Origin of the sequence: Arcobacter ellisii (assembly GCF_003544915.1) — a bacterium.
Taxonomy (GTDB): domain Bacteria; phylum Campylobacterota; class Campylobacteria; order Campylobacterales; family Arcobacteraceae; genus Aliarcobacter; species Aliarcobacter ellisii.
Window position 1 is genome coordinate 1,181,038 of record NZ_CP032097.1, and the last position, 23,496, is coordinate 1,204,533.

The 23,496-nt window shown below is 25.4% G+C and carries 25 protein-coding genes; 19 read left to right on the forward strand and 6 right to left on the reverse strand.

The features are described from left to right. Positions 1–5: 5 nt before the first annotated feature. Positions 6–1,865, forward strand: a complete 1,860-nt coding sequence (locus AELL_RS06105; RefSeq protein ID WP_118917098.1) for a sensor histidine kinase — start codon at positions 6–8, stop codon at positions 1,863–1,865. On the opposite strand, the gene AELL_RS06110 is transcribed toward AELL_RS06105, so the two are convergent. Next, positions 1,854–3,146: a response regulator gene (locus AELL_RS06110; RefSeq protein WP_118917099.1), complete on the reverse strand. Its 1,293-nt coding sequence runs from the start codon at positions 3,144–3,146 to the stop codon at positions 1,854–1,856. The genes AELL_RS06105 and AELL_RS06110 overlap by 12 nt on opposite strands. A gap of 9 nt (positions 3,147–3,155) precedes the next feature. Next, a complete protein-coding gene (locus tag AELL_RS06115) occupies positions 3,156–3,872 on the reverse strand; it encodes a response regulator transcription factor (RefSeq protein WP_118917100.1) in 717 nt (238 codons plus the stop codon). A gap of 460 nt (positions 3,873–4,332) precedes the next feature. Between AELL_RS06115 and AELL_RS06120 the strand changes: the two genes are divergently transcribed. The 9 genes from AELL_RS06120 (at position 4,333) to AELL_RS06155 (ending at position 12,010) form a co-directional block, all read left to right on the forward strand. After that, positions 4,333–5,025: a winged helix-turn-helix domain-containing protein gene (locus AELL_RS06120; RefSeq protein WP_118917101.1), complete on the forward strand. Its 693-nt coding sequence runs from the start codon at positions 4,333–4,335 to the stop codon at positions 5,023–5,025. 10 nt (positions 5,026–5,035) lie between these two features. Continuing rightward, positions 5,036–5,206 carry a hypothetical protein gene (locus AELL_RS14245; protein WP_164967272.1) on the forward strand — a complete coding sequence of 57 codons (171 nt, stop codon included), beginning with the start codon at positions 5,036–5,038 and terminating at the stop codon, positions 5,204–5,206. A gap of 321 nt (positions 5,207–5,527) precedes the next feature. Continuing rightward, entirely contained in the window at positions 5,528–5,917 is a 390-nt protein-coding gene (locus AELL_RS06125) for a FixH family protein (protein WP_118917102.1), read from the forward strand. Positions 5,918–6,269: 352 nt separating this feature from the next. Next, positions 6,270–8,096, forward strand: a complete 1,827-nt coding sequence (locus AELL_RS06130) for a copper resistance system multicopper oxidase (protein ID WP_226806021.1) — start codon at positions 6,270–6,272, stop codon at positions 8,094–8,096. A 12-nt stretch (positions 8,097–8,108) separates the two neighbouring features. After that, the gene (locus AELL_RS06135) at positions 8,109–8,795 is read left to right on the forward strand and encodes a copper resistance protein B (protein WP_118917103.1); all 687 of its coding nucleotides are present in this window, start codon (positions 8,109–8,111) and stop codon (positions 8,793–8,795) included. 69 nt (positions 8,796–8,864) lie between these two features. Next, positions 8,865–9,212 (forward strand): hypothetical protein, encoded by a 348-nt coding sequence (locus AELL_RS06140; RefSeq protein ID WP_118917104.1) that lies wholly within the window; start codon positions 8,865–8,867, stop codon positions 9,210–9,212. A gap of 4 nt (positions 9,213–9,216) precedes the next feature. Further along, positions 9,217–9,423 (forward strand): heavy metal transport/detoxification protein, encoded by a 207-nt coding sequence (locus AELL_RS06145; protein WP_118917105.1) that lies wholly within the window; start codon positions 9,217–9,219, stop codon positions 9,421–9,423. A gap of 27 nt (positions 9,424–9,450) precedes the next feature. Continuing rightward, entirely contained in the window at positions 9,451–11,631 is a 2,181-nt protein-coding gene (locus tag AELL_RS06150) for a heavy metal translocating P-type ATPase (RefSeq protein WP_118917106.1), read from the forward strand. Between the two features lie 157 nt (positions 11,632–11,788). Continuing rightward, positions 11,789–12,010, forward strand: coding sequence for a hypothetical protein (locus AELL_RS06155; RefSeq protein WP_118917107.1), 222 nt, complete (start codon positions 11,789–11,791; stop codon positions 12,008–12,010). Between the two features lie 258 nt (positions 12,011–12,268). On the opposite strand, the gene AELL_RS06160 is transcribed toward AELL_RS06155, so the two are convergent. Beyond that, a complete protein-coding gene (locus AELL_RS06160; protein ID WP_206731505.1) occupies positions 12,269–12,715 on the reverse strand; it encodes a c-type cytochrome in 447 nt (148 codons plus the stop codon). A gap of 122 nt (positions 12,716–12,837) precedes the next feature. On the opposite strand from AELL_RS06160, the gene AELL_RS06165 reads away from it, so the two are divergent. Next, complete coding sequence (locus AELL_RS06165) at positions 12,838–13,059, forward strand: hypothetical protein (RefSeq protein ID WP_118917108.1); 222 nt, start codon at positions 12,838–12,840, stop codon at positions 13,057–13,059. Positions 13,060–13,140: 81 nt separating this feature from the next. Here AELL_RS06165 and AELL_RS06170 read toward each other — a convergent pair whose 3' ends face one another. After that, a complete protein-coding gene (locus AELL_RS06170) occupies positions 13,141–14,160 on the reverse strand; it encodes a sensor histidine kinase (protein ID WP_192941216.1) in 1,020 nt (339 codons plus the stop codon). A 112-nt stretch (positions 14,161–14,272) separates the two neighbouring features. After that, positions 14,273–14,932, reverse strand: a complete 660-nt coding sequence (locus AELL_RS06175) for a response regulator transcription factor (protein WP_118917110.1) — start codon at positions 14,930–14,932, stop codon at positions 14,273–14,275. 104 nt (positions 14,933–15,036) lie between these two features. On the opposite strand from AELL_RS06175, the gene AELL_RS06180 reads away from it, so the two are divergent. From AELL_RS06180 to AELL_RS06195, 4 genes are all read left to right on the forward strand, one after another. After that, positions 15,037–15,249, forward strand: coding sequence for an SHOCT domain-containing protein (locus AELL_RS06180; RefSeq protein WP_118917111.1), 213 nt, complete (start codon positions 15,037–15,039; stop codon positions 15,247–15,249). A gap of 2 nt (positions 15,250–15,251) precedes the next feature. After that, positions 15,252–15,680 carry a DUF411 domain-containing protein gene (locus AELL_RS06185; protein ID WP_118917112.1) on the forward strand — a complete coding sequence of 143 codons (429 nt, stop codon included), beginning with the start codon at positions 15,252–15,254 and terminating at the stop codon, positions 15,678–15,680. A 23-nt stretch (positions 15,681–15,703) separates the two neighbouring features. Beyond that, positions 15,704–16,366, forward strand: a complete 663-nt coding sequence (locus tag AELL_RS06190; RefSeq protein ID WP_118917113.1) for a response regulator transcription factor — start codon at positions 15,704–15,706, stop codon at positions 16,364–16,366. A gap of 79 nt (positions 16,367–16,445) precedes the next feature. After that, entirely contained in the window at positions 16,446–17,015 is a 570-nt protein-coding gene (locus AELL_RS06195) for a TlpA family protein disulfide reductase (protein ID WP_164967271.1), read from the forward strand. Between the two features lie 45 nt (positions 17,016–17,060). Here the strand turns inward: AELL_RS06195 and AELL_RS06200 are convergent, their stop codons facing one another. Continuing rightward, positions 17,061–17,240, reverse strand: a complete 180-nt coding sequence (locus AELL_RS06200; RefSeq protein WP_429698144.1) for a helix-turn-helix domain-containing protein — start codon at positions 17,238–17,240, stop codon at positions 17,061–17,063. Positions 17,241–17,629: 389 nt separating this feature from the next. Here AELL_RS06200 and AELL_RS06205 point away from each other — a divergent pair, with 389 nt between their 5' ends. From AELL_RS06205 to AELL_RS06220, 4 genes are read left to right on the forward strand one after another with little or no spacing between them, the layout of a single operon-like run. Beyond that, on the forward strand, positions 17,630–17,941 hold the full coding sequence (locus tag AELL_RS06205; protein ID WP_118917116.1) for a hypothetical protein: 312 nt from the start codon (positions 17,630–17,632) through the stop codon (positions 17,939–17,941). Positions 17,942–18,000: 59 nt separating this feature from the next. Next, positions 18,001–19,197, forward strand: coding sequence for a TolC family protein (locus AELL_RS06210; RefSeq protein ID WP_118917117.1), 1,197 nt, complete (start codon positions 18,001–18,003; stop codon positions 19,195–19,197). Continuing rightward, positions 19,175–20,377, forward strand: coding sequence for an efflux RND transporter periplasmic adaptor subunit (locus tag AELL_RS06215; protein WP_081560603.1), 1,203 nt, complete (start codon positions 19,175–19,177; stop codon positions 20,375–20,377). The genes AELL_RS06210 and AELL_RS06215 overlap by 23 nt, the downstream gene beginning before the upstream one ends. Positions 20,378–20,385: 8 nt before the next feature. Beyond that, the gene (locus AELL_RS06220; RefSeq protein ID WP_081560602.1) at positions 20,386–23,478 is read left to right on the forward strand and encodes an efflux RND transporter permease subunit; all 3,093 of its coding nucleotides are present in this window, start codon (positions 20,386–20,388) and stop codon (positions 23,476–23,478) included. Positions 23,479–23,496: the final 18 nt, after the last annotated feature.

A 23,496-nucleotide genomic window follows, 5' to 3' on the forward strand; every position in this document is an offset into this window, starting at 1 on the left:
AAATAATGTCATTTAAATATAGATTCATATTATCTTTTGTAGTATTAGAAGTATTTTTTATTTTATTAATTGTTTCATTTAATTTTAATGTAATTAGCAATTCTTCTAAACAATTAATTAATGAAAAAATTGATTTAAATATATCTTTTCTAAAAAATCTAATAATTATACCTTTGAGCATTTATGATTTAGCAACATTAGATAATATCACTGAAAATACTGCAAATTTAAAATATATAAATTCAATAATTATACTAGATAGTAAAAATAATATTGTATCTTCTAAGTTTAGATTCAAATATAAAAGTATTGAAGAAATTTTAAAAATAAAATCTGATGAAAATTTATCATCAGATGAAGATGAATATGAATTAAGATATGAAGAATTTAAAGAAGATGATACTTACATTGGGTCTATGTATGTAATTTTTGATCATTCTAAAAATAGAATTTTTTTAAATGAAACAAAAAATAATAATATTTTAATTATATTGATAGAAATATTTATTTCAAGTATATTAGCTTTTATAGTAGGAAATAAATTAAATAAAAAACTTATACATTTATCTGAAGTAGCAAAAAATATTGGTAAAAATAAAGAAATAAAAATCCCTTATTTAAAATTAAATGATGAAATTGGTATTTTGTCAAAATCTTTAAATCAAATGCAAATAAATTTAGAAAATCGAAATAAAGATTTGAAAAATTTAACAAAAGATTTAGTTAATCAAAAATTTGAATTAATAGAAATTCAGAAATACAAAGATTTGTTTTTTGCTAATATGAGCCATGAATTAAAAACACCATTGAATTCTATAAATATTTTATCATCAATTATGATGAACAATAAAAAAGGAAATTTAGATGAAATTCAAATTAAAAATTTAACAATAATAAATGATTGTGGTAAAAAACTTTTAGATTTAATAAATGATATTATGGATATTTCTAGAATTGAAGCTGGTGAAGTTATTATTAATTCTAGGCATTTTAATTTTTATGAATCAATAAATAAAATATATGATATGTTTTTGATACAAGTAGAAAAAAAGGGATTAGAATTTATTTTCAAGAATGATTCTTCAATAGAATTTATTAGAAATGATGAAAAGTTAATTGGACAAATATTAATAAATCTTTTAAGTAATGCTATTAAATTTACTAATAAAGGAAAAATAGAATTTATTATTAATAATAAAAATGAATATATAGAGTTTATAGTAAGAGATGAAGGAATAGGAATTGAAAATGACAAATTAGAATATATATTTGAAAGATTTAAACAAATAGATGGAAAATTAAATAGAAAATATGGAGGAACAGGACTTGGATTAGCTATTTGTAAAGAATTGACAAAAATATTATATGGTAAAATTAGTGTTAAAAGTGAATTAGAAAAAGGAAGTGAATTTACTGTCCTAATCAAAAAGAACTTAGATGGACAAGATAGTATTCTACCCCAAATAACAAAACAAGTAGATAAAAAAAACACTTTTATAAAAACTGAAAAATTTGAGGAAAAAAAGAATAAAAATATTATCATATTAAATAATGATCCAATGTATTATTTTGAAATAGTACTCAAATTAAAAAAGAAATTTTTTCTAGTAAAACAAATAACTTCATTTGAGAATTTATTACTAGAACTTGAAAATGAAAAAACGAGTTATGATAAAATTGTTATTGACCTAGATTTCATTAATGAACCTAACCTAAAAGAGTTTTTGAAAATGAAAAATAATAATTTATTTATTGTTACAAGTGATATTCATAAACTTGATGAAGAGTTAAAAAATATTATTCAAGGAATAATAGAAAAAACTAACAAAGAGAAATTTTTAGAAACTCTTTTTTTAGACACTTAGTCTTACACTACCAAATATACCTTTTTTAAGTTCTTTCTCTTGTTGTTTTTCTAAGTCACTAATAATATCTTCTAAATTTTTGATCTTACTATTTAATTTTAATTCATTTTTTTGAAATATATCTATAAGATTATTTTTATTCTCAAGTGTGTGTTTTTGATCATTGTTTTTTTCAATTAATAAATTTTTTTCAACTTCAAATTTTTGAATAGTTTTTCTTAGTTGTTCAATCTCTTCATTCTTTTTTCTTAATAATTCTAATTTTATACTAGATTGATTTAAACTACTTATTTCATATGCTTCCACTTGAGTTAATAAACTCAATTTAGATTTATTTGCATTAATTAGCTGTTCTTCTAATTGAATTATGTGATTTTTAAGTAATTTTATTTCCTCTTCCATTTTTTTATTTTCAAGTAAATTATTGTGGGATTCTTTTTTTAGATGGGCAATATTTTGAAACATTTTTTTATTTAATTCTTTTTTTTCATTTTCTTGATCAGTTATTGTATAAGCAATAAAAACATACTCTTGTACATTTTTATTTGAAGTATCCAATATTTGTATAATCTTTGCTTTTAAATAAATAAATTCATTTTTATCTTTTTCTATTTTAATAGTATCTTCCCAAATTTGACCATTTAATAAGTTTTCTTTTAAATTATCAAATACAGAAGAAGTAGATATTTTTGATTTTAATAAGTTGAAATTTTGACCAATCACATCGGACATTTCACAAGCTATAGTATTACAAAAAAGTTGATTTATATAAGTAATATTGAAATCTAAATCCATTTTAATAATGAATGCGATTTGTTCAATAGTTTTAAGATAGAGTTCTAGTTCAGTATTTTTTTTAAGTAATGTATTTATTAAAAATAGTTTCTCTGATGCTTTATTTATAATAGTAGTTATAGTATCAATGCTTAAAGGTTTGATAATAAAATCTGAAATTTGTAATTCAATTGCTCTTAATAAGATGTTAGATTCATGTCTTGCTGTAATAAAAATTACAGGTACTTGCGTATCCATTTCTCTAATTTTTTCTAACATCTCCATTCCATCTAATATGGGCATATTAATATCACTTATAATCAAATCATATCTTTCATTGTTAAGATATTTTTCTTTAAATGCAAAATATCCTTCTAATCCATTTCCTTTTGCATCAACTCTATTAAAAAATATTTTTAATATTTTTGTTGAAATCTCTCTAGCACTTGTTTCATCTTCTACATAAAGTACATTTAACGTTTTTATAAAATCTTTTAAGTTATCCATTATAGTTTCCTATTTACTAATTTTAATTCTATATCCTAAACCATAAATATTTTCTATTATTATTTGAGGTATTTTATTTCGAAGACGAGAAATTATATTTTTTAAATTAGAAATATAATCCTTTTGTCCCAATTCTTCTTCCCATAAGTAATATATTATTTCTGATATAGAACAAATTTTATCATCGTATTGTAATAATAATTCAAATAATAATAATTCTTTTTTTGTTAATTTGATTACAACATTATTTTTAAAAAGTGCTTTTGTTTGTCTGTTCCAAGAAAAGTTATTATCTATTTTTATTAGATATTTTTCTTCTGAATTTATGTATTTTTTATATTCTTTTTCTAATGTTTTATTAATTATATGAAAAAAATTATTTAAATCAATAGGTTTTAAAATATAACTACTTATGTCATATTCAATGGACTCAATTATTGTATTAACTTCTTGTTTTGCTGTTAAAAAAATAAAAGAAATATCATTATTTATTTTTCTTAAATTTTTTAAAAAAGTTAATCCATCCATCCTTGGCATATTTATATCACTAATTATTAAATTAATACAATTGGATTTAAAAATTTTCAATGCTTCTTCTCCATTTGAAGCTACAAATATAGATTTAAAATTTTTTTGAAGTATTAATTTTATTTTAGATACCAATACTTTGTCGTCTTCAATATATAAAATATTTAACGTTTTTTTATACTCTTCTAATGTTATCATGTCTAATTATATTATTAAATAGTATTAGAAAGATATTATTATTTAAAATCTTTCAAATTTTATTTAAAATAAAAAATTATTATTTAACAATTATAATTTTAAATAATGAATATTTATAAGTTTTATTACTAAACGAAGTGTATAGGGTCTTCTGCATTGAATCTCTAAAAAGCCCTAAATATATCATTTTAGTAAACTCATTGCCTATTTTGATAGTGTTAAAAAAGTATAATTGTATTGAAAAATTCAAATTCACTATTGATTATCTTCTTGAATAATAAAAAATGATAAACCTGACTAATTGTTTCTAAACTCATAAATAAAAATAATTAAAATCAAGTCCTGAATAAAGAATATAATTATATTTAATAATTTTTATACGAAATCATTACAATGATATTATTTTAACACTATTTAATTATAGAATTTTATCAAGAGATATAATTCAAGGAGATTTTATATGAATAGTGGTTTTATAGATTCTAGAAATAATAAGAAAATTAGTTCGATTTTATTTATTAGTACTGATATAAATTATGTAGAAAAAGTAAAAAAAATTTTAAATAATAGATGTAATATAGTTTTTTTTGACAGTGATAGATTTTATTTATTGAATGAAAATATTGCTAATTTTGATTTGATTATTTTTGATAATAATGAAAATTTATTACCAAATTTTATAGAAGAATTTAAATTTACACAATCATACAATTTTAATATTCCAATGATTTTATTAGAAGATGAGATCTCAAATGATCTTTCTTTATACAAATTTTGTAATACATGTGCAATCTTAAATAAAAATATTGATGAAAATTTTCTAGTTAATAATATTGAATTAAACTTGAATTTTTTTAATAATAATCAAAAAGTTCACTTTAAAAAAGGATTTTATTTCGATATGACTAATGATCTTTTATATCAAGATAAGAAAATTATTAAACTTACACGTACTGAAAAAAAACTGATAAGTTTACTTGCTGCAAACGTAAATGAATTGGTTACTTATGAAGATATTTCAAGTGTTGTTTGGAAAGGCAAGGAATTTTCAATATATTCCTTAAGAAATGTGGTTAAAAATATTAGAGAAAAAACAGATGAACTATTTATCAAAAACTCTTCAAATAGAGGTTATATAATTAATAAAATTTAAGGAGTTTTCAATGTACAAATATTTATTAATTTTTTGTTTTATCTTTTTGTTTAGTGCTTGTGATTCTAAGTCTTTAGAAAATGCAAAAGCTATGTGTATAAAAGATAATAAAAATTTTTATATTACTAAAGCATTGAATTATAGAACTGGAAAATATGAACCAAGAGTTGTATGCGATTAAAAATTTTCAAGATTTTTTTATTTATTTTATAGAAAAAATAACTTAAATATATCATAATAATTCTATAAGTTTAATGAAAAAAGGTATTAAGATAGTAGTTGGCTACATTTACATAAAGGTACTAAAAGCGACACGCATCTTAAATATAGCTTAATTTGATATGCCAAAGCTTATAGAATAGACCTATAAATCATCTTCTCTCACTTTGATACAACATTAACTCTAAAAATCATTTCTCGTTGAAATATAAATTTATAAGTTCCACATTCTCTCCTTATTAGATTATTACCATTACACATATAAAAAATTAAAGGATAGAAAATGAAAGTTTTACAAAAAGTAATTTTGGGATTAGGTTTAGTTATTGGAAGTGTATATGCACAAGATGTATCAAATACTATTCACAGTCCAGGATATATTAAGGACTATAGAGTAATTATAAAACCTGCAACAGAATTAAAACAAGGTAATAATGATATAAATGTAAATTTTACACATAAAGGTCATTCTCATAATGATTTAAATACAAAATTAACTGTTTTGTCACCAGATAAAACTTCTATTGATTATAAAGGTGCAAATACAAATAAGAATGGAGAATATGTATTTAATGTAAATCTTCCACAAAAAGGTTCATATAATTATATTTTAACTTTTAGTCATAATGTTGGTGTAACACAAACAAAAAGAGGAAGTTTTAATTTAAATTAAATTCTTAATTTTTATAAAATACCTTCAAGAAATATTTTGAAGGTATTTTTATTAACCCTGCCTAGATATAAAATTCTTTACACATTCATTCCTCACAAATAGTAGTATCATACATATAGATTATTTTAATTAAAATACATAAAAGGAAAAATAATGAAAAAAATAAATATATTAAAAATAGGTATTAGTCTATTTTTAATAAGTACTTTGTTTACGGGGTGTTTTATGATGGGTGGAATGTTTTTTAAATAAACTAAATAATTAGATTTTTAACTATTTATAAAATTTTTCTACACATTCATTCCTTATATAAATAGTAATATCTTCAATATGAATAAAAAAGGAATTTCTTATGAATAATATGAACAGAAGAACATTTGTAAAAGGCGTTTTGGCAACAAGTATCATAGCCTCTATACCTATAAACCTGAGTGCAAATTCTAAAATATCGACTCGAAAAAAAACGATTGAATTAAGTGGAAATACATTTAATTTAAGCATTGAAAAAATAGCTGTAAATGTTACTGGTAATCCAAGTATTGCAAAAACAGTAAATGGAATGCTAAGTGGTCCTACTCTTAGATGGAAAGAAGGTGATACAGTTACAATAAATGTCACTAATAATCTTAATGAAGATACTTCTATTCATTGGCATGGAATTATTTTACCTGCTTCTATGGATGGTGTTCCTGGATTTAGCAACTTTAATGGTATTAAACCAGGAGAAACTTTTACTTATAAATTTCCAATACTTCAAAGTGGGACTTATTGGTATCATTCACACTCTGGATTTCAAGAACAAGAAGGTGTTTTTGGAGCAATTATAATTGAACCAAAAATAAAAGACCCATATGAATATGATAGAGAATATGTAATCTCATTATCAGATTGGTCAGATGAAAAACCATCTTCAGTTTACAGAAAAATTAAACTTTCTTCTTCTTATTATAACTTCAAACAACGAACAGTTGGTGATTTTATTGATGAAGTAAAAGAAAAAGGTTTCTTCGAAGCATTTAGTGAAAGAAAAATGTGGAACGAAATGAAAATGACAGATAGAGATATTTCAGATGTATCAGGATATACATATACATATTTAATGAATGGTGAGAACCCAGCTACAGGGTTTAAAGCATTATTTAAAAATGGTGAGAAAATTAGATTAAGATTTATAAATAGTGCAGCTATGACATTTTTTGATGTAAGAATTCCTGGTCTTAAAATGACAGTAGTTGCAGCGGATGGGAATAATATTCAACCTGTAACTGTTGATGAATTTAGAATAGGAGTTGCTGAAACTTATGATGTAATAGTAGAACCTGAAGTAAATAAAGCTTATTCGATTTTTGCTCAAAGTATTGATAGAAGTGGATATGCTCTTGGAGCTTTAACTTTTGATGAAAAAGTAATTGCTCAAACTCCACAAATGGATGCATTCCCAATATTAACACATGCAGATATGGGTATGGGAGGGACTAGTGATAATAATTCAGAACATGATATGTCGACTATGGAAACTCAAAAACCTGCTAAACAAGAAAGTGCTATGAAATGTGGAGCAGGAATGGATATGTCTAGTGTGGAAAAACCAAAACCTATAATGAATCATTCTATGATGGGACATGATATGTCAACTATGAATAGTAATCAGAAAAAAGAAATACCAATTACTAAACTTGAAGAATCAACAGGTGTTCAAGTAGATGCAGTAGCAATGAATCCACAATATAGACTTAGTGACCCAGGAGTTGGACTTAGAGATAATGGAAGAAGAGTTTTAACATACGCAGATTTAAAATCATTAACTCCTACAACTAATGATAAATATCCTGATAGAGAGATAATTTTAAGACTTACAGGGAATATGGAAAGATATATGTGGTCTATTAATGGTATAACTTATAAAGATGCAAAACCTTTAGAGTTCAAATATGGAGAAAGATTAAGAATAACATATATTAATGACACGATGATGAATCATCCTATGCATTTACATGGTATGTGGAGTGATTTAGAAACAGGTGATGACAATTATTTACCGAGAAAACATACAATTGTTGTACAACCAGGTTCAAAAATAAGTTTTAGAGTAAATGTAGATGCAAAAGGTTCTTGGGCTTATCATTGTCATTTACTTTATCATATGACTGATATGTTCAGAAAAGTAATAGTATCTTAAAGGAGTTTTATTATGAAAAAATTATTATTAGCAACATCTCTATTGGGATTTATTACAACAAATAGTTTTGCAATGGAAGGTGAAGGAGATATTTTTAGAAGTTCTTTAGTTGTAGATAAACTTGAATATCAATTTAGTGATGAGAAAGCTACTAATTGGGATGTATATGGATATGCAGGTTATGATATAAATAAGATTTATATTTATTCAGAAGGTGAGAAAGTTAAAAATGAATCTGCAAATAGTGAAAACCAATTAGTTTATTCAAGAGCAATTTCTCCTTTTTGGGATGCTCAGATAGGTATTGGTTATGATAAAAATAATGAAGCTCATCAAACTTGGGGTATTATAGGATTACAAGGATTATCTCAATATTTCTTTGAAACAAGAACTACTCTTTTATTAGGTGAAGATGGAAATATGGGATTAAAAACTCAAGCTGAATACGATGCATTATTAACACAAAAGCTTATATTAACCCCAAGTATTCAATTATCTGCTTATACAAAAGATAATGAAGAAATGGGTATTGGAAGCGGATTCTCAAATATTACAATAGGTACAAGATTAAGATATGAAATTACAAGAGAATTCGCACCTTATATAGGAGTTGAATGGAATAAAAATTTAGGCAATACAAATGATATTTCATCATTAGATGAAGTATATGCAGTAGTTGGTGTGAGATTCTGGTTTTAAGAATAATTACTCCACATAGATTCCTCATAATAAAAATATAATTACGAATAAAATAAAAAAGGATTTAAAATGAAAAAGTTATCAACAGTATTATTAGGTTTAGGGTTATTTGTAAGTAGTGCATTATATGCAGCTGAAGCTAATAAATCTACAACTCAACAAGCTACTCATATGGGTGACCACATGCATGAAGGAAAAATGATGAACCATATGAATATGAATGGTATGACTGATGAAGAAATGAAAAAAATGCATGATAAAATGAATGGCATGAACGATGAAGAGATGAAAAAAAACCATGAGAAATTAGATAGTATGTCTAATGAAGAAATGAAAAAGATGCATGAAGATATGGCTAATGAAAAAACTAAAAATGGCATGAGTGATGAAGAAATGAAGAAAATGGGTCATAAATAAAAACATGAAAAAAACATTTAAAGCAAATAACATCTCTTGTATGAGTTGTGCAAATCTTATTAAAGGTTCTTTAGAAGATAGTTTTGGAGAGATTGAAGTAAATTTAAATACTTCACCAAGAGAAGTCACTCTTGAAATCTTAACAGAAGAACAAGAAGTTACATTTAAAAAAGAAATGCAAGAACTAGGATTTGAAATAATAGACAATTAAAATATATAAGTTATTCAAGGATTAAAAATGTCAAAAGAAATCATAAAAATAAATATTTCGGGAATGACTTGTGTAAATTGTTCAAATGGAATTGAGAAAGCTGTCAATAAACTTGATGGCTTACTCTCTTCAAAAGTAAGTTTTGCTTCAAACGAAGGTGAATTTGAAATTGAAAATAAACTTTTAGATAAAGAATCTTTGTTCAATAAAATCAGAAAGTTAGGTTATGGAGTTGAAGAGAATTTAGAGGCTTTAGAAAAATCTAAATTAATCGCTTACAATAAACTAAAATATAATTTCTTTATAAGTATCTCACTCACAATCATAATACTTTATTTTATGTTATTTCCTCTTCAAAATTTGCTAAACAATCAATATATTATGTTTTCACTTGCAACTGTTATTCAATTTTATTCAGGAAGAAGATTTTATACTCTAGCATATAAGGCTGTAAGTAATAAAAATTATGATATGAATGTTTTAGTTGCACTAGGAACTAGTGCTGCTTATTTCTACTCAGTTTTTGTAGTATTTTCCCCTTCACTATTTCCTGAAAATTTAAGATTTTTATATTTTGATGGAGCTGCTGTTATAATTAGTTTTATTCTTTTAGGACGATTACTTGAAGAGCGTTCAAAAGCAAAAGCTACTGATTTCTTAAAAAAACTTATGGACTTAGCTCCTTTAAATGCAACACTTATTTCTGAAGATGGTAGTTTTAAAACTATTTTAGCAACACAACTAAAAATAGGAGATAAAGTTCTAATAAAAACTGGTGAAAAGATTTCAACAGATGCAGTTATTGTAAAAGGTAGTGCAGATATTGATACCTCTATGATTACAGGTGAATATATGCCTATTTATAAAACTATCGGAGATGAAGTAATTTCTGGAACTTTAAATACAAATGGAATTATAGAAGTAGTAGTTTTAAGAGAATCAAAAGATACAACCTTATCAAAAATAGTTGCACTATTAAGTACCGCTCAAAGTAAAAAACTTCCTATAAGTAGATTTGCTGATGATGTTGCAAATATTTTTGTTCCTATTGTTATTGCTATTTCTATACTCACTTTTTTGGCTTGGTATTTTATAGTTGGTGATGCTCTTAATGCTATATTAGCTTCAATTTCTGTTTTAATAATTTCTTGTCCTTGTGCTTTGGGACTTGCAACTCCTATTGCAATAGTAAGTTCTGTTGGAAAAGCTGCACAAGAAGGAATTCTAATACGAAATCCTGAAATATTAGAAATTATAAAAGATATAAAATATGCAGTATTTGATAAAACGGGAACTTTAACAAGTGGAATTATAAGTGTTAAAGATGCTATTTATGAAGAAAAATATTTAGATATTTTAGCTTCTTTAGAAACTAAAAGTGAACATCCTATTTCAAAAGCAATAGTAGATTTTGCGAAAAATAAAAATATACCATTAAATATTGAACTTGAAGATATAAAACTGGTACCGGGACTTGGTATTAGTGCAATTTATGAAAAGAAAATGGTATTGATTGGTTCTCTATCTTTCTTAAAAAATAATGGTATTAAATTAGATACTAAATATTTAGATTTTTATAATAACTCTTTAAAAGATGGAGCAGGAGTTATTTTAGCATCTATAGAAAAAGAATGTATTGCTGTTTTTGCTTTAGAAGATAGTATAAAAAATGGAGCAAAAGAATTAATTGCTGATTTAAAAGCAAAAAATATTATTCCTATATTATTAACAGGAGATAATGAAATTACAGCAAATTATGTTGCTAAAAAACTAGATATAGATAAAGTATATTCTCAAGTTCTTCCTGATGAAAAATATAAAGTAATAATAGAACTTCAAAAAGATGCAAAAGTAATGTTTGTAGGAGATGGCATAAATGATTCACCTTCAATTAAACAAGCAGATATTGGAATTACTTTAAATTCTGGTTCTGATATTACAAAAGATGCAGGAGATATTATTTTAATAAACAATGAGCTAAAAGCTGTATTAAAAAGTATAAACTTATCAATTGAATCAATGAAGATTATTAAACAAAATTTATTTTGGGCTTTTATTTATAATATAGGAGGAATTCCTCTAGCAGCAGGTGTTTTTTATCCTATTATTGGTGTTATGTTGACTCCAATGTACGCAGGAATTGCTATGAGTTTTTCATCTGTGACAGTTGTTTTAAATTCTCTTAGACTAAAATTAAAAAAGATATAGAAAGTAATTCTTTCTATATCTTTTTTTAATGGCAATTCCAAATAATAGCTTCTAAATTAAAACTTTTTATAAAAAAATTAATCAAATACATAGTCTTCCACATTCTTTCCTTATTAGATTATTATAATTCTACATATAAAAAATCAAAGGATAAAAAATGAAAAAATTAACAATCACAGTTCTAGTAGCAGGTTTATTTGCAGGAAGTTTGTTTGCAAGTGAAAATAACACGATGATGGGTATGGATAAAGAAAAATGTATGGCAATGCATAAATCAATGCATGAAATGAATAAAGACAATTCATCAAAAAAAGAATTATCTGTATATGAAAAACATCAAGAATTTCTTAATTCTGATAATACAGGATATGGAGGTTGATTATTAATAAACCTTCTTTAGTATTTTTTTTTAAAACCTTCAAGTACTAACTCTTGAAGGTTTCTTATTTTATAGAAGTTTTTAAAAAATTAATTTAAAAGTTGTACTTTCATTTAATTCTGAATCAACTACTACTTATGTTTTAACATTTAGTCATGAAGTAGGTGTAACAAAATCAAAAAGAGGTTCATTTATTGTTAATTAAATGATAATTTTGAACGATTCAAAATAAAAAAAGATTTAGTAGGAGATAATCTCTTATCTCTCACTTTTCTTTTTTAATCCTCCTCCTTCTAACCAAAGATTATAAAATTCATCACTCCATAAAGATTGAAAATATGCAATTGCATCCTCTTTTTCTTCATTAGTTAATATATTTTTAAATGGAGGCATTTTACCGTCATACTTTGCACCACCATTAGTTATTATCTCAATTAATTGCCACTTTGGATGATGCCATGCATGAGCAGTGTCATTTAATGGTGGTGGAGGATATGAGCCATCTGATAAAGTTTTTTTCCAATTAATAGTTTTTTCTGCTTTTTCTCCATGACATGAGGCACAATTTTTCAGAAATACTTGTTCTCCAAGCTTAACTTGTTTTTCACTATACCATCTTCCCGTATCATTATTTCTATTTGAAAATATTATAAAAATAACTATTATAAAAAAAATTACTATTAAACTTATATATTTAGTTTTCAATGTGTATCCTTTTTTTTTAATTATATTTAAATTATGTGTAGATAATCAGGAGTTGTATCTTTCCACGTTGCTTCCTTATTAGATTACTATAATTCAACATATAAAAAATCAAAGGATAAAAAATGAAAAAATTAACAATCACAGTTCTAGTAGCAGGTTTATTTACAGGAAGTTTGTTTGCAGCTGAAAATAACATGATGATGGGTATGGATAAAGAAAAATGTATGGCAATGCATAAATCAATGCATGAAATGAATAAAGACAATTCAGTAAAAAAAGAGTTCTCTATACAAGAAAAACATCAAGAACTTCTCAATTCTGATAATACAGGATATGGAGGTTGATTATTAATAAACCTTCTTTAGTATCTTTTTTTAAAACCTTCAAGTACTAACTCTTGAAGGTTTCTTATTTTATAGAAGTCTTTAAAAAATTAATTTAAAAGTTGTACTTTCATTTAATTTTGAATCAACTACTATTTTTATATTATAATCTTTACATATTTTACTTACAATATTTAATCCTATTCCAAAACCACCTTGTTCTGAAGTTGCTCTATAATATCTATCGAAAATATTTTTGATTTTTTCTTCTCGAATTCCTATTCCTGTATCTTTAATAGTTAAAGTTTTATTTTTTAAAGATATATCTATTTCTCCACTTATTTTGTTATATTTAATTGAATTAGATACTAAATTATTAAAAACTCTTATAAAATCATCTTCATTGATTTTATATTCAAATTCTTCTAAATTTGTGGTAATTGTAATTCTTTTTTTAGATGCAAGTGGTTCAAAATATTTTAACTGCTCATTTATTATAGTATTCAATGAAAGTTTATTTATAATTTTTTCTTTTAGATGATTCTCTAAAAATACATATGTTAAATCTTTATAAATTTCAGATACTCTTTTAGCACTTAATCTAACTCTTTCAATTTGTTTATGAGTTAAATTAGTAGATTCAGTTGACATTAAAATAGCACTTATTGGTGTATTTAGTTCATGAGTTGTATCTTTAATAAAAATATTTAATCTTTCTCTTTCATCTTTTATTGGTATTAAAAAAAGTTTTGCTAAATAAAATCCAACTAAAGAAATAATAGAATAAATGAATATAAAAATAAAAATAATATTAATTGTTAATTCTTTTATCTTTTCAGATAATAAGTTTTCTTCAATTACAATATAAAATATTCCAAGATGACCCAATGTTGATTTATCAACTAATACAAAATGTTCTTCATGTTGAAGAAAATCTTTTGAAAAATCTATATTATCATCAAAATTACCAAAAATTTTCTCTTTATTCTCATTGTAAAAAGAAATCTTATACTCCTTAGTTTCTAATAATTTACTAGTATCTAAACTTGTATTTGTCATATGTGAAGATATTATTTTTGACGATAATTTTGAAGTAATATTTTGCATATCTGATTTTGTCAAATCAAAATATAAATTTTTTTGATTTTGATAATATAAAAATGCTACTAGTACTATTAAAATAAACGATGAACCTAAATATAAAGATAAAAATCTTATAAATGTTGTTTTTTCACTATTTGTTAAATTTATAACCTACTCCTCTTATATTTGTAATAAATTTTTCTCCAAGAATTTTTCTTAAATTCTTTATATATGTTCTAACTGTCGATGGATTTGGTGAATCTTCATAACTCCAAACATTTGTGCTTAGTTCATCTATACTTACTATTTTTTGATGATTATTTATCAAATATAGGAAAATTTCAGATTCTTTTCTTGCAATATGTATCTCCTTATTATTTATTTTAATAAATAAATTTAATCTATCTAAATATATATTTTGTGAAATCTCTATAATGTTATCTGGCAAAATATTAAATAATCTTTTTATATTATTTATTCTTAAATCTAATTCCTTCAATTCAATAGGTTTCTTTACATAATCATCACAGCCTGATTCAAATCCTTTTTCTATATCATCAACCATATTTAAAGATGTTAAAAAAATTGTAGGAGTTTTTATATCATTTTGTCTTGCATTTTTTAACAATTCAAAACCATTAATTTCAGGAACATTCACATCAAACAAAAATAAATCAAATTTTTCAGAATATATTAATTCTTCTGCTTCATACCCTGAAAAAGCTGATTTAACGACATAGCCTTTATTTATTAAGTGTTCCTCTATAATTTCATTTAAAATAATGTCATCTTCTAATAAGAGTATTTTCATAAAAATCCTTTGAAAAATTCTATCATAAAATTTTTAAACTAATTTATTTTTACTCATACACTCCACACTTTCTTGCTACAATCAAAATAAAAAAAGGATTTATTATGTTTGAGTTTATGAATATGAACATGACACTATTTCATGGTTTTACAATGTTTATTTTTTGGGCAATATTTTTTTATTTATTAATTTCAATTGATACAAAAGAAAAACCATCTTTATTAGATATATTAAAAAAACGATTAGCAAAAGGTGAAATAACTCAAGAGCAGTTTGAATCAATAAAAGCTACATTAAAATTAAAAGAAGGAAATTAAATATGAAGAAAACAATTTTATTTTTAGCACTAATAACAAGTTCAGTTTTTGCGATGGAAGGTAAAACTATGACTGTTTATAAATCACCTTATTGTGGTTGTTGTACCAAATGGATTGATATTATGAAAAGTGAAGGGTTTAAAGTAAATAGTATTGAAACAAATGAGGTTAATAATATAAAACAAAAAGCTGGTTTACAAGCTGGACAAACATCATGTCATACAGCATTTGTTGATGGATATGTAGTTGAAGGTCATGTAGACTATAGTGCAATAAAAAAAATGCTTGTTGAAAAACCAAATATTTTAGGAATTACTGTTCCTGGTATGCCAATAGGAAGTCCTGGAATGGAGCAAGGAAATACTAAACAAGCTTATAATATATTGTATGTAAATAAAGATGGTTCTACAGGTGTGTATGAATCTCATTAGAAAATAAATAGGATATTAATAAAATGAAAATACTTTTACTTGAAGATGATGTTATTCTAAATGAGATAATTGAAGAATTTCTATTATCTTTAAATTATGAAGTAATTACTGCTTTTGATGGGAATATTGCTGAAGAGTTAATCTATGAAGAGAGTTTTGACCTTCTTTTATTTGATGTAAATATTCCTAATATTACAGGATTTGAACTATTAAAAAATATTCGTCAAAATAATATTAATATTCCTACGATATTTATAACATCAAGACATACAGCTGATGATGTAAAGATAGGATTTAACTCTGGTTGTGATGATTATATTAAAAAACCATTTGAATTAAGTGAATTACAACTTAGAATTGAAAATATAAAAAGATTAAGACAAATTGATAATCATGGACAAATAAAAATAGACAATGACACTTTTTATAATTATGAAAAGAAAGTTATTACAAGAAATCATGAAGAATTTAATTTATCAAAAATAGAATCAAAAATTTTAGAATATTTCTTAAAAAATAAAAATAAAACTATTTCTATAGATGAAATATCAGTAAATAATTGGCTTTATGATGAAATGCCTGAATCTACAACAATAAGAACTTACATTAAAAATTTAAGAAAAAAACTTAATGATGAAACTATAACAACCCTCAAAGGAATTGGATATAGATTTAATATTAGTTAAGATTGATTATTTTATAGAAAAAAACAAATTCTAAATGTTAAAAACAAAAAAACAAAAAATTAATCTAGCAAGGAAAAATATGAAAAACAAATATTTGCTTCTTTTAATCTCTTTATCATTTCTATTTATAGGTTGTGAAGAGGGGAAAAAAGCCCAAGTTATTGAACAAAAAGATATAAAAAATACCATTGAATTAAAAAAAGAAGTTGATAAAACTTATAATTTAAAAACATTTGATGGAGAAACAATAAAATTAACAGTTGATAATAATATATTAATATCAGATAAATTAGAAGATAAGCTAGTTCTTATAAATTTCTGGGCAACTTGGTGTCCTCCTTGTAAAAAAGAAATTCCTGTATTTAATGAAATTTACGAAAAATACAAAGATAATTTTATTATTATAGGTATTTTATATGAAAAAGATATTGATATGAATACTTTATCTAATTTTATAAAAGAAAATAATATAAAATTTCCAATTACTATTAGTGAGGATGAAAACTTTAGATTAGCTAAAGAACTTGGGGATGTAAAAAAAGTTCCAGAATCTTTTTTATATGGAAAAGATGGATTATTTATTGAAAAATATATTGGAATTGTAGATGAAAAAAAACTTGTTAATCATATAAAAGATAGTTTAAAATAAAATTATTGTAATCTTTTTATTAAAATTATTTCTTCATTAGAGTTTTTAAGTTGCAGGAATCCATCTATAAAGGGTAGCAAGAGATACACCTAAATCTTTTGCCACATCTTTTGGTGGAATACCAGATTCTAAAAGTTTTTTTGCACTTGCAAGTTTACTATCAGTCATAGTTCTTTTTCTTCCACCAATACGGCTACATTTACATAAAGGTACTAAAAGCGACACACGTCTTAAAGATTACTTAATCTAAAGTATCAAAGGTTTTAAAATAGCCCTATAAATCTATTAATTCTCGTTGAAATATAAACTTAGCCTCTTATAATTCTAAAAGTGCTACCATTACGAAATCTAAACAAAGATAGATTTTTATAATAAATAGGGTACTTCTGCATAAAGGTACGAAAAGTTCCAAGTTGCTTAAATATGGAGTATAGCCCTACAAAGGTATTTTTTTACTAACAATATTTAAACTAAGCTTAATATATTTTTTCTCAAAAAAGAAAAATACCAAAATAGATTGGATAAAGTTATTCAAATCAAGTTTTTGTAAAATTCATTAATAATTCGTTAAATAAATTTTGATATAATTGCACTTGAACTTACGAAAGGAATTTATGAAAAAAAATATCGTTTTATCTATTGTTTTTTTTTCTATCTTATTTTCTTCTGTACACTCGTTTGCTTTTGAGTTTTTCAATGATGAAAAAAACTGTGTTATAACTTCCAAACAGTGTGCAACAGAGTTTAATACATCTTCAGTAGATACTGAAGTTTGTGAAAAGCATCATAAGTGCCACCACTCTTATGTCCTTAACCAAAATGATTATATTTCAAAATTTGAATTTAGAAATATCAATGAAACTTTAAAAGCAACAAACTATATCTTTCAATTCTCCACATTTCTACTCAAACCACCTATTATTTAATTTACTTTCATTCATTCTATCTCTATATTTATAGAGCAAACTTATACTAAGGAAAGTAAATGATAAAAAATAGATTAATTTCTATGTTTATCTTGTTTTCTTGCAGTAGTGGAGTACTTTTTGCAGATGATTTTAATCAATTTTTAAATAAAGCAATTGAAACAAGTCCTTATTTGCAATCTTCAGCTATTGGAGTTGAACAAGCTAAACAAGAAAGTTATAAACAATTACGATATGAAAACCCCACTTTAAGTGGAGAGTTTTTAAAATATAAACCCAATGATGGTTCTAATGATAGTGGTTATAATATTAGCCTTACCCAACCATTTAGATTATGGGGCGTATCAGGTGATAAAGAGCGTTTTTCACAAGCAATTGTAAAAGGTGCTAACAGTGAATATATGTTAAATACATCCGATTTTATTCGAAATATCTCTTTATATTTTACTGTTTATGCACAAGAAAAAATGCTTCTTGACTTAATGCTAGATGCGACGAACATTGCAAAGACCATTTATGATATTTCTCAAGAACGTCATGCTGTTGGTTCAATTTCACGAGCAGATATGCTTCAAGCCAAAGCTATATTTTTGGAACAACAAACACAATATGATAGTTTAAATATATCTTCGATTGAAAGCTATTATGAGTTATTGAAACTTGCAGGTATCAAAGAAAAAATTGAGATAAACACGAATCATACTTTTGAAGTTAAGAAATCAGATATCTCTGAAAACCCTGAGTTAAACCTTCTGATTCATAAAAAAGATATTGCACAAGCTGAAGCTGAATTAACTTCCAATATTCTTGAAACAGTTGATGTGACTGCTTCATACAGTAAAGAACCTGACCAAATTGTCAATGGTGTTGCTCTAAGTTTTCCTTTTCCTCTTTTTAATACAAAGTATGAAGAAAAAAGAATAGCACAATTAGAAGCAAAAAAAATGAATTTTTTAATTGAGAATGAAAAAAACTCCATACAGACAGAACACTCTAAACTTTTAATACAAAGAGAGTTACTGGAAAAGTTAAAATTAAAAAATGAGAATGTATTAAAATTAAAAATGGAAGTTCTTGAAATGTTTTTAGAAAAATATAAAGTTTCTCAAACAACCCTAATGGAGCTTTTAAATATAAAAAACCAAGTGATTCAAACAAAAGAGAATCTTATTAAAATCAATATTGCATTAAATCAAAATGCAATTAACATAAATTACATCCAAGGAGATATCAATGCACAAAATCTTATTAATTAGTTTATCTTTTATTATTGGACTTTATGCGATTGAAATACCCATAGAAAAAGTTCAAATTCATGAATTTGGGAAATCGATTGAATTAAATTCAAAAATTGTTCAGCTCTCTTCGGCAAAACAATCCATCATGACTTTGTTGGATGGTCAAATTACAGAGTACTATGTTAAAGAAGGAGAAACAGTTAACAAAGGTCAAAAAATAGCTTTGATTGAATCAATTGAACTGTCAAAAATGAGTGCTGAATATCTCTCTTTAAAAAATCAATATTTGAGTATGAATAAAACGTATGAAGCCAACAAACAGCTTTATGATAAAGGCATCATATCTTTAGAAGCATTAAATCGTATCAATATTGAAAACAATGAAATGTTAGCCAAACTTGAGACCTTAACATCACAGTTAGAGACCTTAGGAATAGAAACAAAAAATATAAGTAATACTACATCAAAATATATTTTAAGAGCACACAATGCAGGACGTATTGGAACATTGTTAAAGGGAAAACATGCAACTGTTTCAAAAGATACAGAAATTGCTACAGTTATAAAGGAGCAAGCTTTTTATCTTAAATCTTATATTCCTTTATCCTATGCAAATGATTTAAAAGTGGGACAAAAAATTACTATTACACATAATAACAAAACCTTTGCCACTTATATAGACAAAATCTTGCCTGAATTGGATGAAACCACTCAAAGAATTGTTGTATTATCAAGTATAAATGAACCTATTGATGGATTATTTATCAATTCATATATTAACTCTACTTTATATATCAATACTGATAAAAAATATTTGGCAGTTAAAAAAACCGCACTGACTTTTTTAAATAATGAATGGGTTGTTTTTGTACCAAAACAGGAAGTTCATGAAGAGAAAGCAAAAAGCAGTAAAGAACACAATGATGAGCATGATAAAGAAGATAAGCATGAAGATAAAGATGGGCATAAAGATGAACATAATGACAAAGATGAACATAATGATGAACATAAAAAAGAGGGTGATTCTCATGAAGAAGAACCTCAATATGAAGCAAGAGATGTAAAAATTGTTAATCAAGATGACTCTTATGTTGCCATTGAAGGTTTAAATATTAATGAAGAGTATGTCAGTGATAAAACATATTATGTGAAGTCATTGGTATTAAAATCATCAATGGGTGACGGACATGGGCACTAGGGGATATTATGTTAGATAAACTTATTGACCTATCTTTAAAATACAGACTTTTAGTCATTGTTCTTTTTATATCCATTTGTGCATTGGGATTTAGAGCCTATAAAAATATCCCTGTTGATGCATTTCCTGATATTACTCCTAAGCAAGTAGTGATTTATACAGAAAGCCCAGGGAATTCTGCAGAAGATATTGAAAAGTTAATTACTTATCCGATTGAATCAGCAATGTCTGGTATGGCAGGCGTTGAAATGATAACGTCCAATTCTATATTTGGATTATCGTATGTCTCTATATTTTTTGAAGATGATATGGATATAAACTTTCTAAGACAACTTGTAAGTGAGCGATTAAATACAGTTGACATTCCAAATGGTTGGGGAAAACCTACACTTGGACCCAATACAACAGGTTTAGGACAAGTATTTTGGTATGAGATAAAAGATAAAAACAATCAATACTCTTTGCAAGAGTTAAGAGAAATGCAAGAGTATATTGTAAGTCCTTTGTTTAAAAGTGTAAAAGGTGTTGAAGAAGTCATTGGATGGGGAGGAAAAGAAAAACAATATGATGTCTTAATTGATACTAAAAAGCTACAAAGCTTAAATATTACTTATGATGATGTCGTTCAAGCACTACAACGAAGTAATATAGCAGCAGGTGGACAATATTTAGAGTTTAATAAAGAACAGTATCTTATTCGAGGTGCTGGTTTATATAAAAATATTGATGATATAAAAAATAGTGTGATTAAATCACAAAATGGACAAGCAATCGTTATTCAAGATGTTGCAAAAGTACAAATAGGTTCGATGCCAAGATTTGGAGCCATCTCTATTGATGGAAAAGAAGCTGTTATTGGAATGGTATTACAAAGAACAGAAACAAATGCGGCAAAAGTAGTTGAATTATTAAAAGAAAAAATTTTAACAGTTAACTCAACATTGCCAGATGGTGTAGAAATAAACCCAATTTATGACCGTTCAGAAATCACATTAAAAGCAGTGAATACTATGACATCTGCATTAACTTCAGGAGTTGTTTTAGTTGCAATTGTACTGTTTTTATTCTTATTTGAACTTCGTTCCGCATTTATTGTTATATTATCATTACCTGTATCTTTACTTATTGCCTTTTTACTTATGGAGTATTTTGGATTAAGTGCAAACTTGATGAGTCTAAGTGGTTTAGCAATTGCAGTTGGTATGATTGTTGATGGTACCATTGTAATTGTTGAAAATACTTTTAGAAAACTTCATGATGAAAAAGATAAAAGTAAATTTGAAATTGTCGCAGAATCCACAAAAGAAGTAGCTACTCCTGTAACATTTGCTATTTTAGTTATTGCAGCAGTATTTATACCATTGTTAAGTTTAGGTGGTTTAGCAGGAAAACTCTACAGTCCTATGGCGATTAATATTGTATTTGTTATGTTGGGTTCATTAGCTGTTGCTTTAATCTTAGTTCCTGTATTAACTTACTTATTGCTAAAACCAGCAAAGAGTTCTGATAACTCAATTATGAAAAAGATTAAACATGGATACAGTCCAATATTGGTTTTTGCTTTAAATAATGCAAAAAAGCTTTTTATAGGTATATCTGCTTTGTTTTTTATCTGCGTAGCATTATTGTCTTTTCAAGGACGAGAGTTTATGCCAACTTTAAATGAAGAATCAATCATGTACAGAGTAGTAGCAATTCCTGGAACAAGTCTTAGTCAATCAGTTGAAATGGCACAAGAAGTTGAGAAGTATATCTTAAAAGAGTATCCCAAAGAGGTTCTTTCTGTTTTATCAATGATGGGAAGAAGTGAAAAAGGTGAAACTGCTCAACCAAACTATATGGAAGTCTTATTAACGCTTAGTAATGATATTGAAGATTTAGAACAATTGACAAATGAACTTAATGAAAAACTTGAGAAAAAGTTTGAATATGTACAATTTGTTCCTACACAACCTATTGCTATGAGAGTTGAAGAGTTATTAGCAGGTGTTAAAGCTGAATTAGCCATAAAAGTATTTGGAAATGACCAAAAAGTACTTAATGATATTGCCACAAAAATACAGCAAAACATTAGTGATATTGATGGTGCAAAACAATTGAGTCTTGAATCACAATTGGGACAATCTCAAATTAAAATTGAACCTGATTATTTGGCACTTGCTCGATATGGAATTAATGTTGATGAAGTAATGAGTGTGATTCGAAATGGTATAGGAGAAGAAGAAGTTACAGAAAAAATTGAAGGTGTAAAACGATTTGGTATTGTCGCAAAAATAGAAAATGCTAAAAAGGATATTCAAAGTATTAAAGAATTAACCTTGCGTTCTTCTTCAGGAGCTGTTGTAACATTAGAACAAATCAGTAAAATATCGATTGTTCAAGGTCCCTCATTTATTAAAAGAGAGAATTTAAATCGTTATATGGTACTTTCTATAGAAGTTGATGGAAGAGATATTGCATCATTTGTTAAAGAAGCAAATGAGATAATACAAGAAAAAGTGGATATGCCAACGGGTTATTTTATAGAATGGGCAGGTGATTTTAAAAATATGCAAGAAGCTACGCAAAAGCTTATGATACTAGTACCTTTATCAGTATTTCTTGTAATATTGCTATTATATACTGCCTTTAATTCATTAAAAAAAGCCTTATTGATTTTATTGAATGTTCCATTTGGTTTAATTGGTGCTATTTTAGCGTTGGTAGCAAGTGGTGTATATTTATCGGTATCTGCTATTGTAGGATTTATTGCAATTTTTGCTATTGCTATACTCAATGGAATCGTACTTGTTAGTTTTATCGATGAATTAAGAGAAAAATTTCCCCATGTGGATTTAAAAACTCTTCTAAAAGATGCAACACTATTGCGACTCAGACCTGTTTTAATGACAGCATTTACAACACTTTTTGGTATTTTACCTTTGTTGTTTGCTACAGGAGTAGGAAGTGAAATACAATATCCCTTATCCGTCGTTGTAATTGGAGGAATAATAAGTTCAACACTATTAACCCTTCTGATTTTACCTTCAACATATTATTTGTTTTATAAAAACGATCATCATGGAGAAGAAAAAGTCACAGTTAGCTTAAAAGCTCAATAATATAATTTAAATCAAACA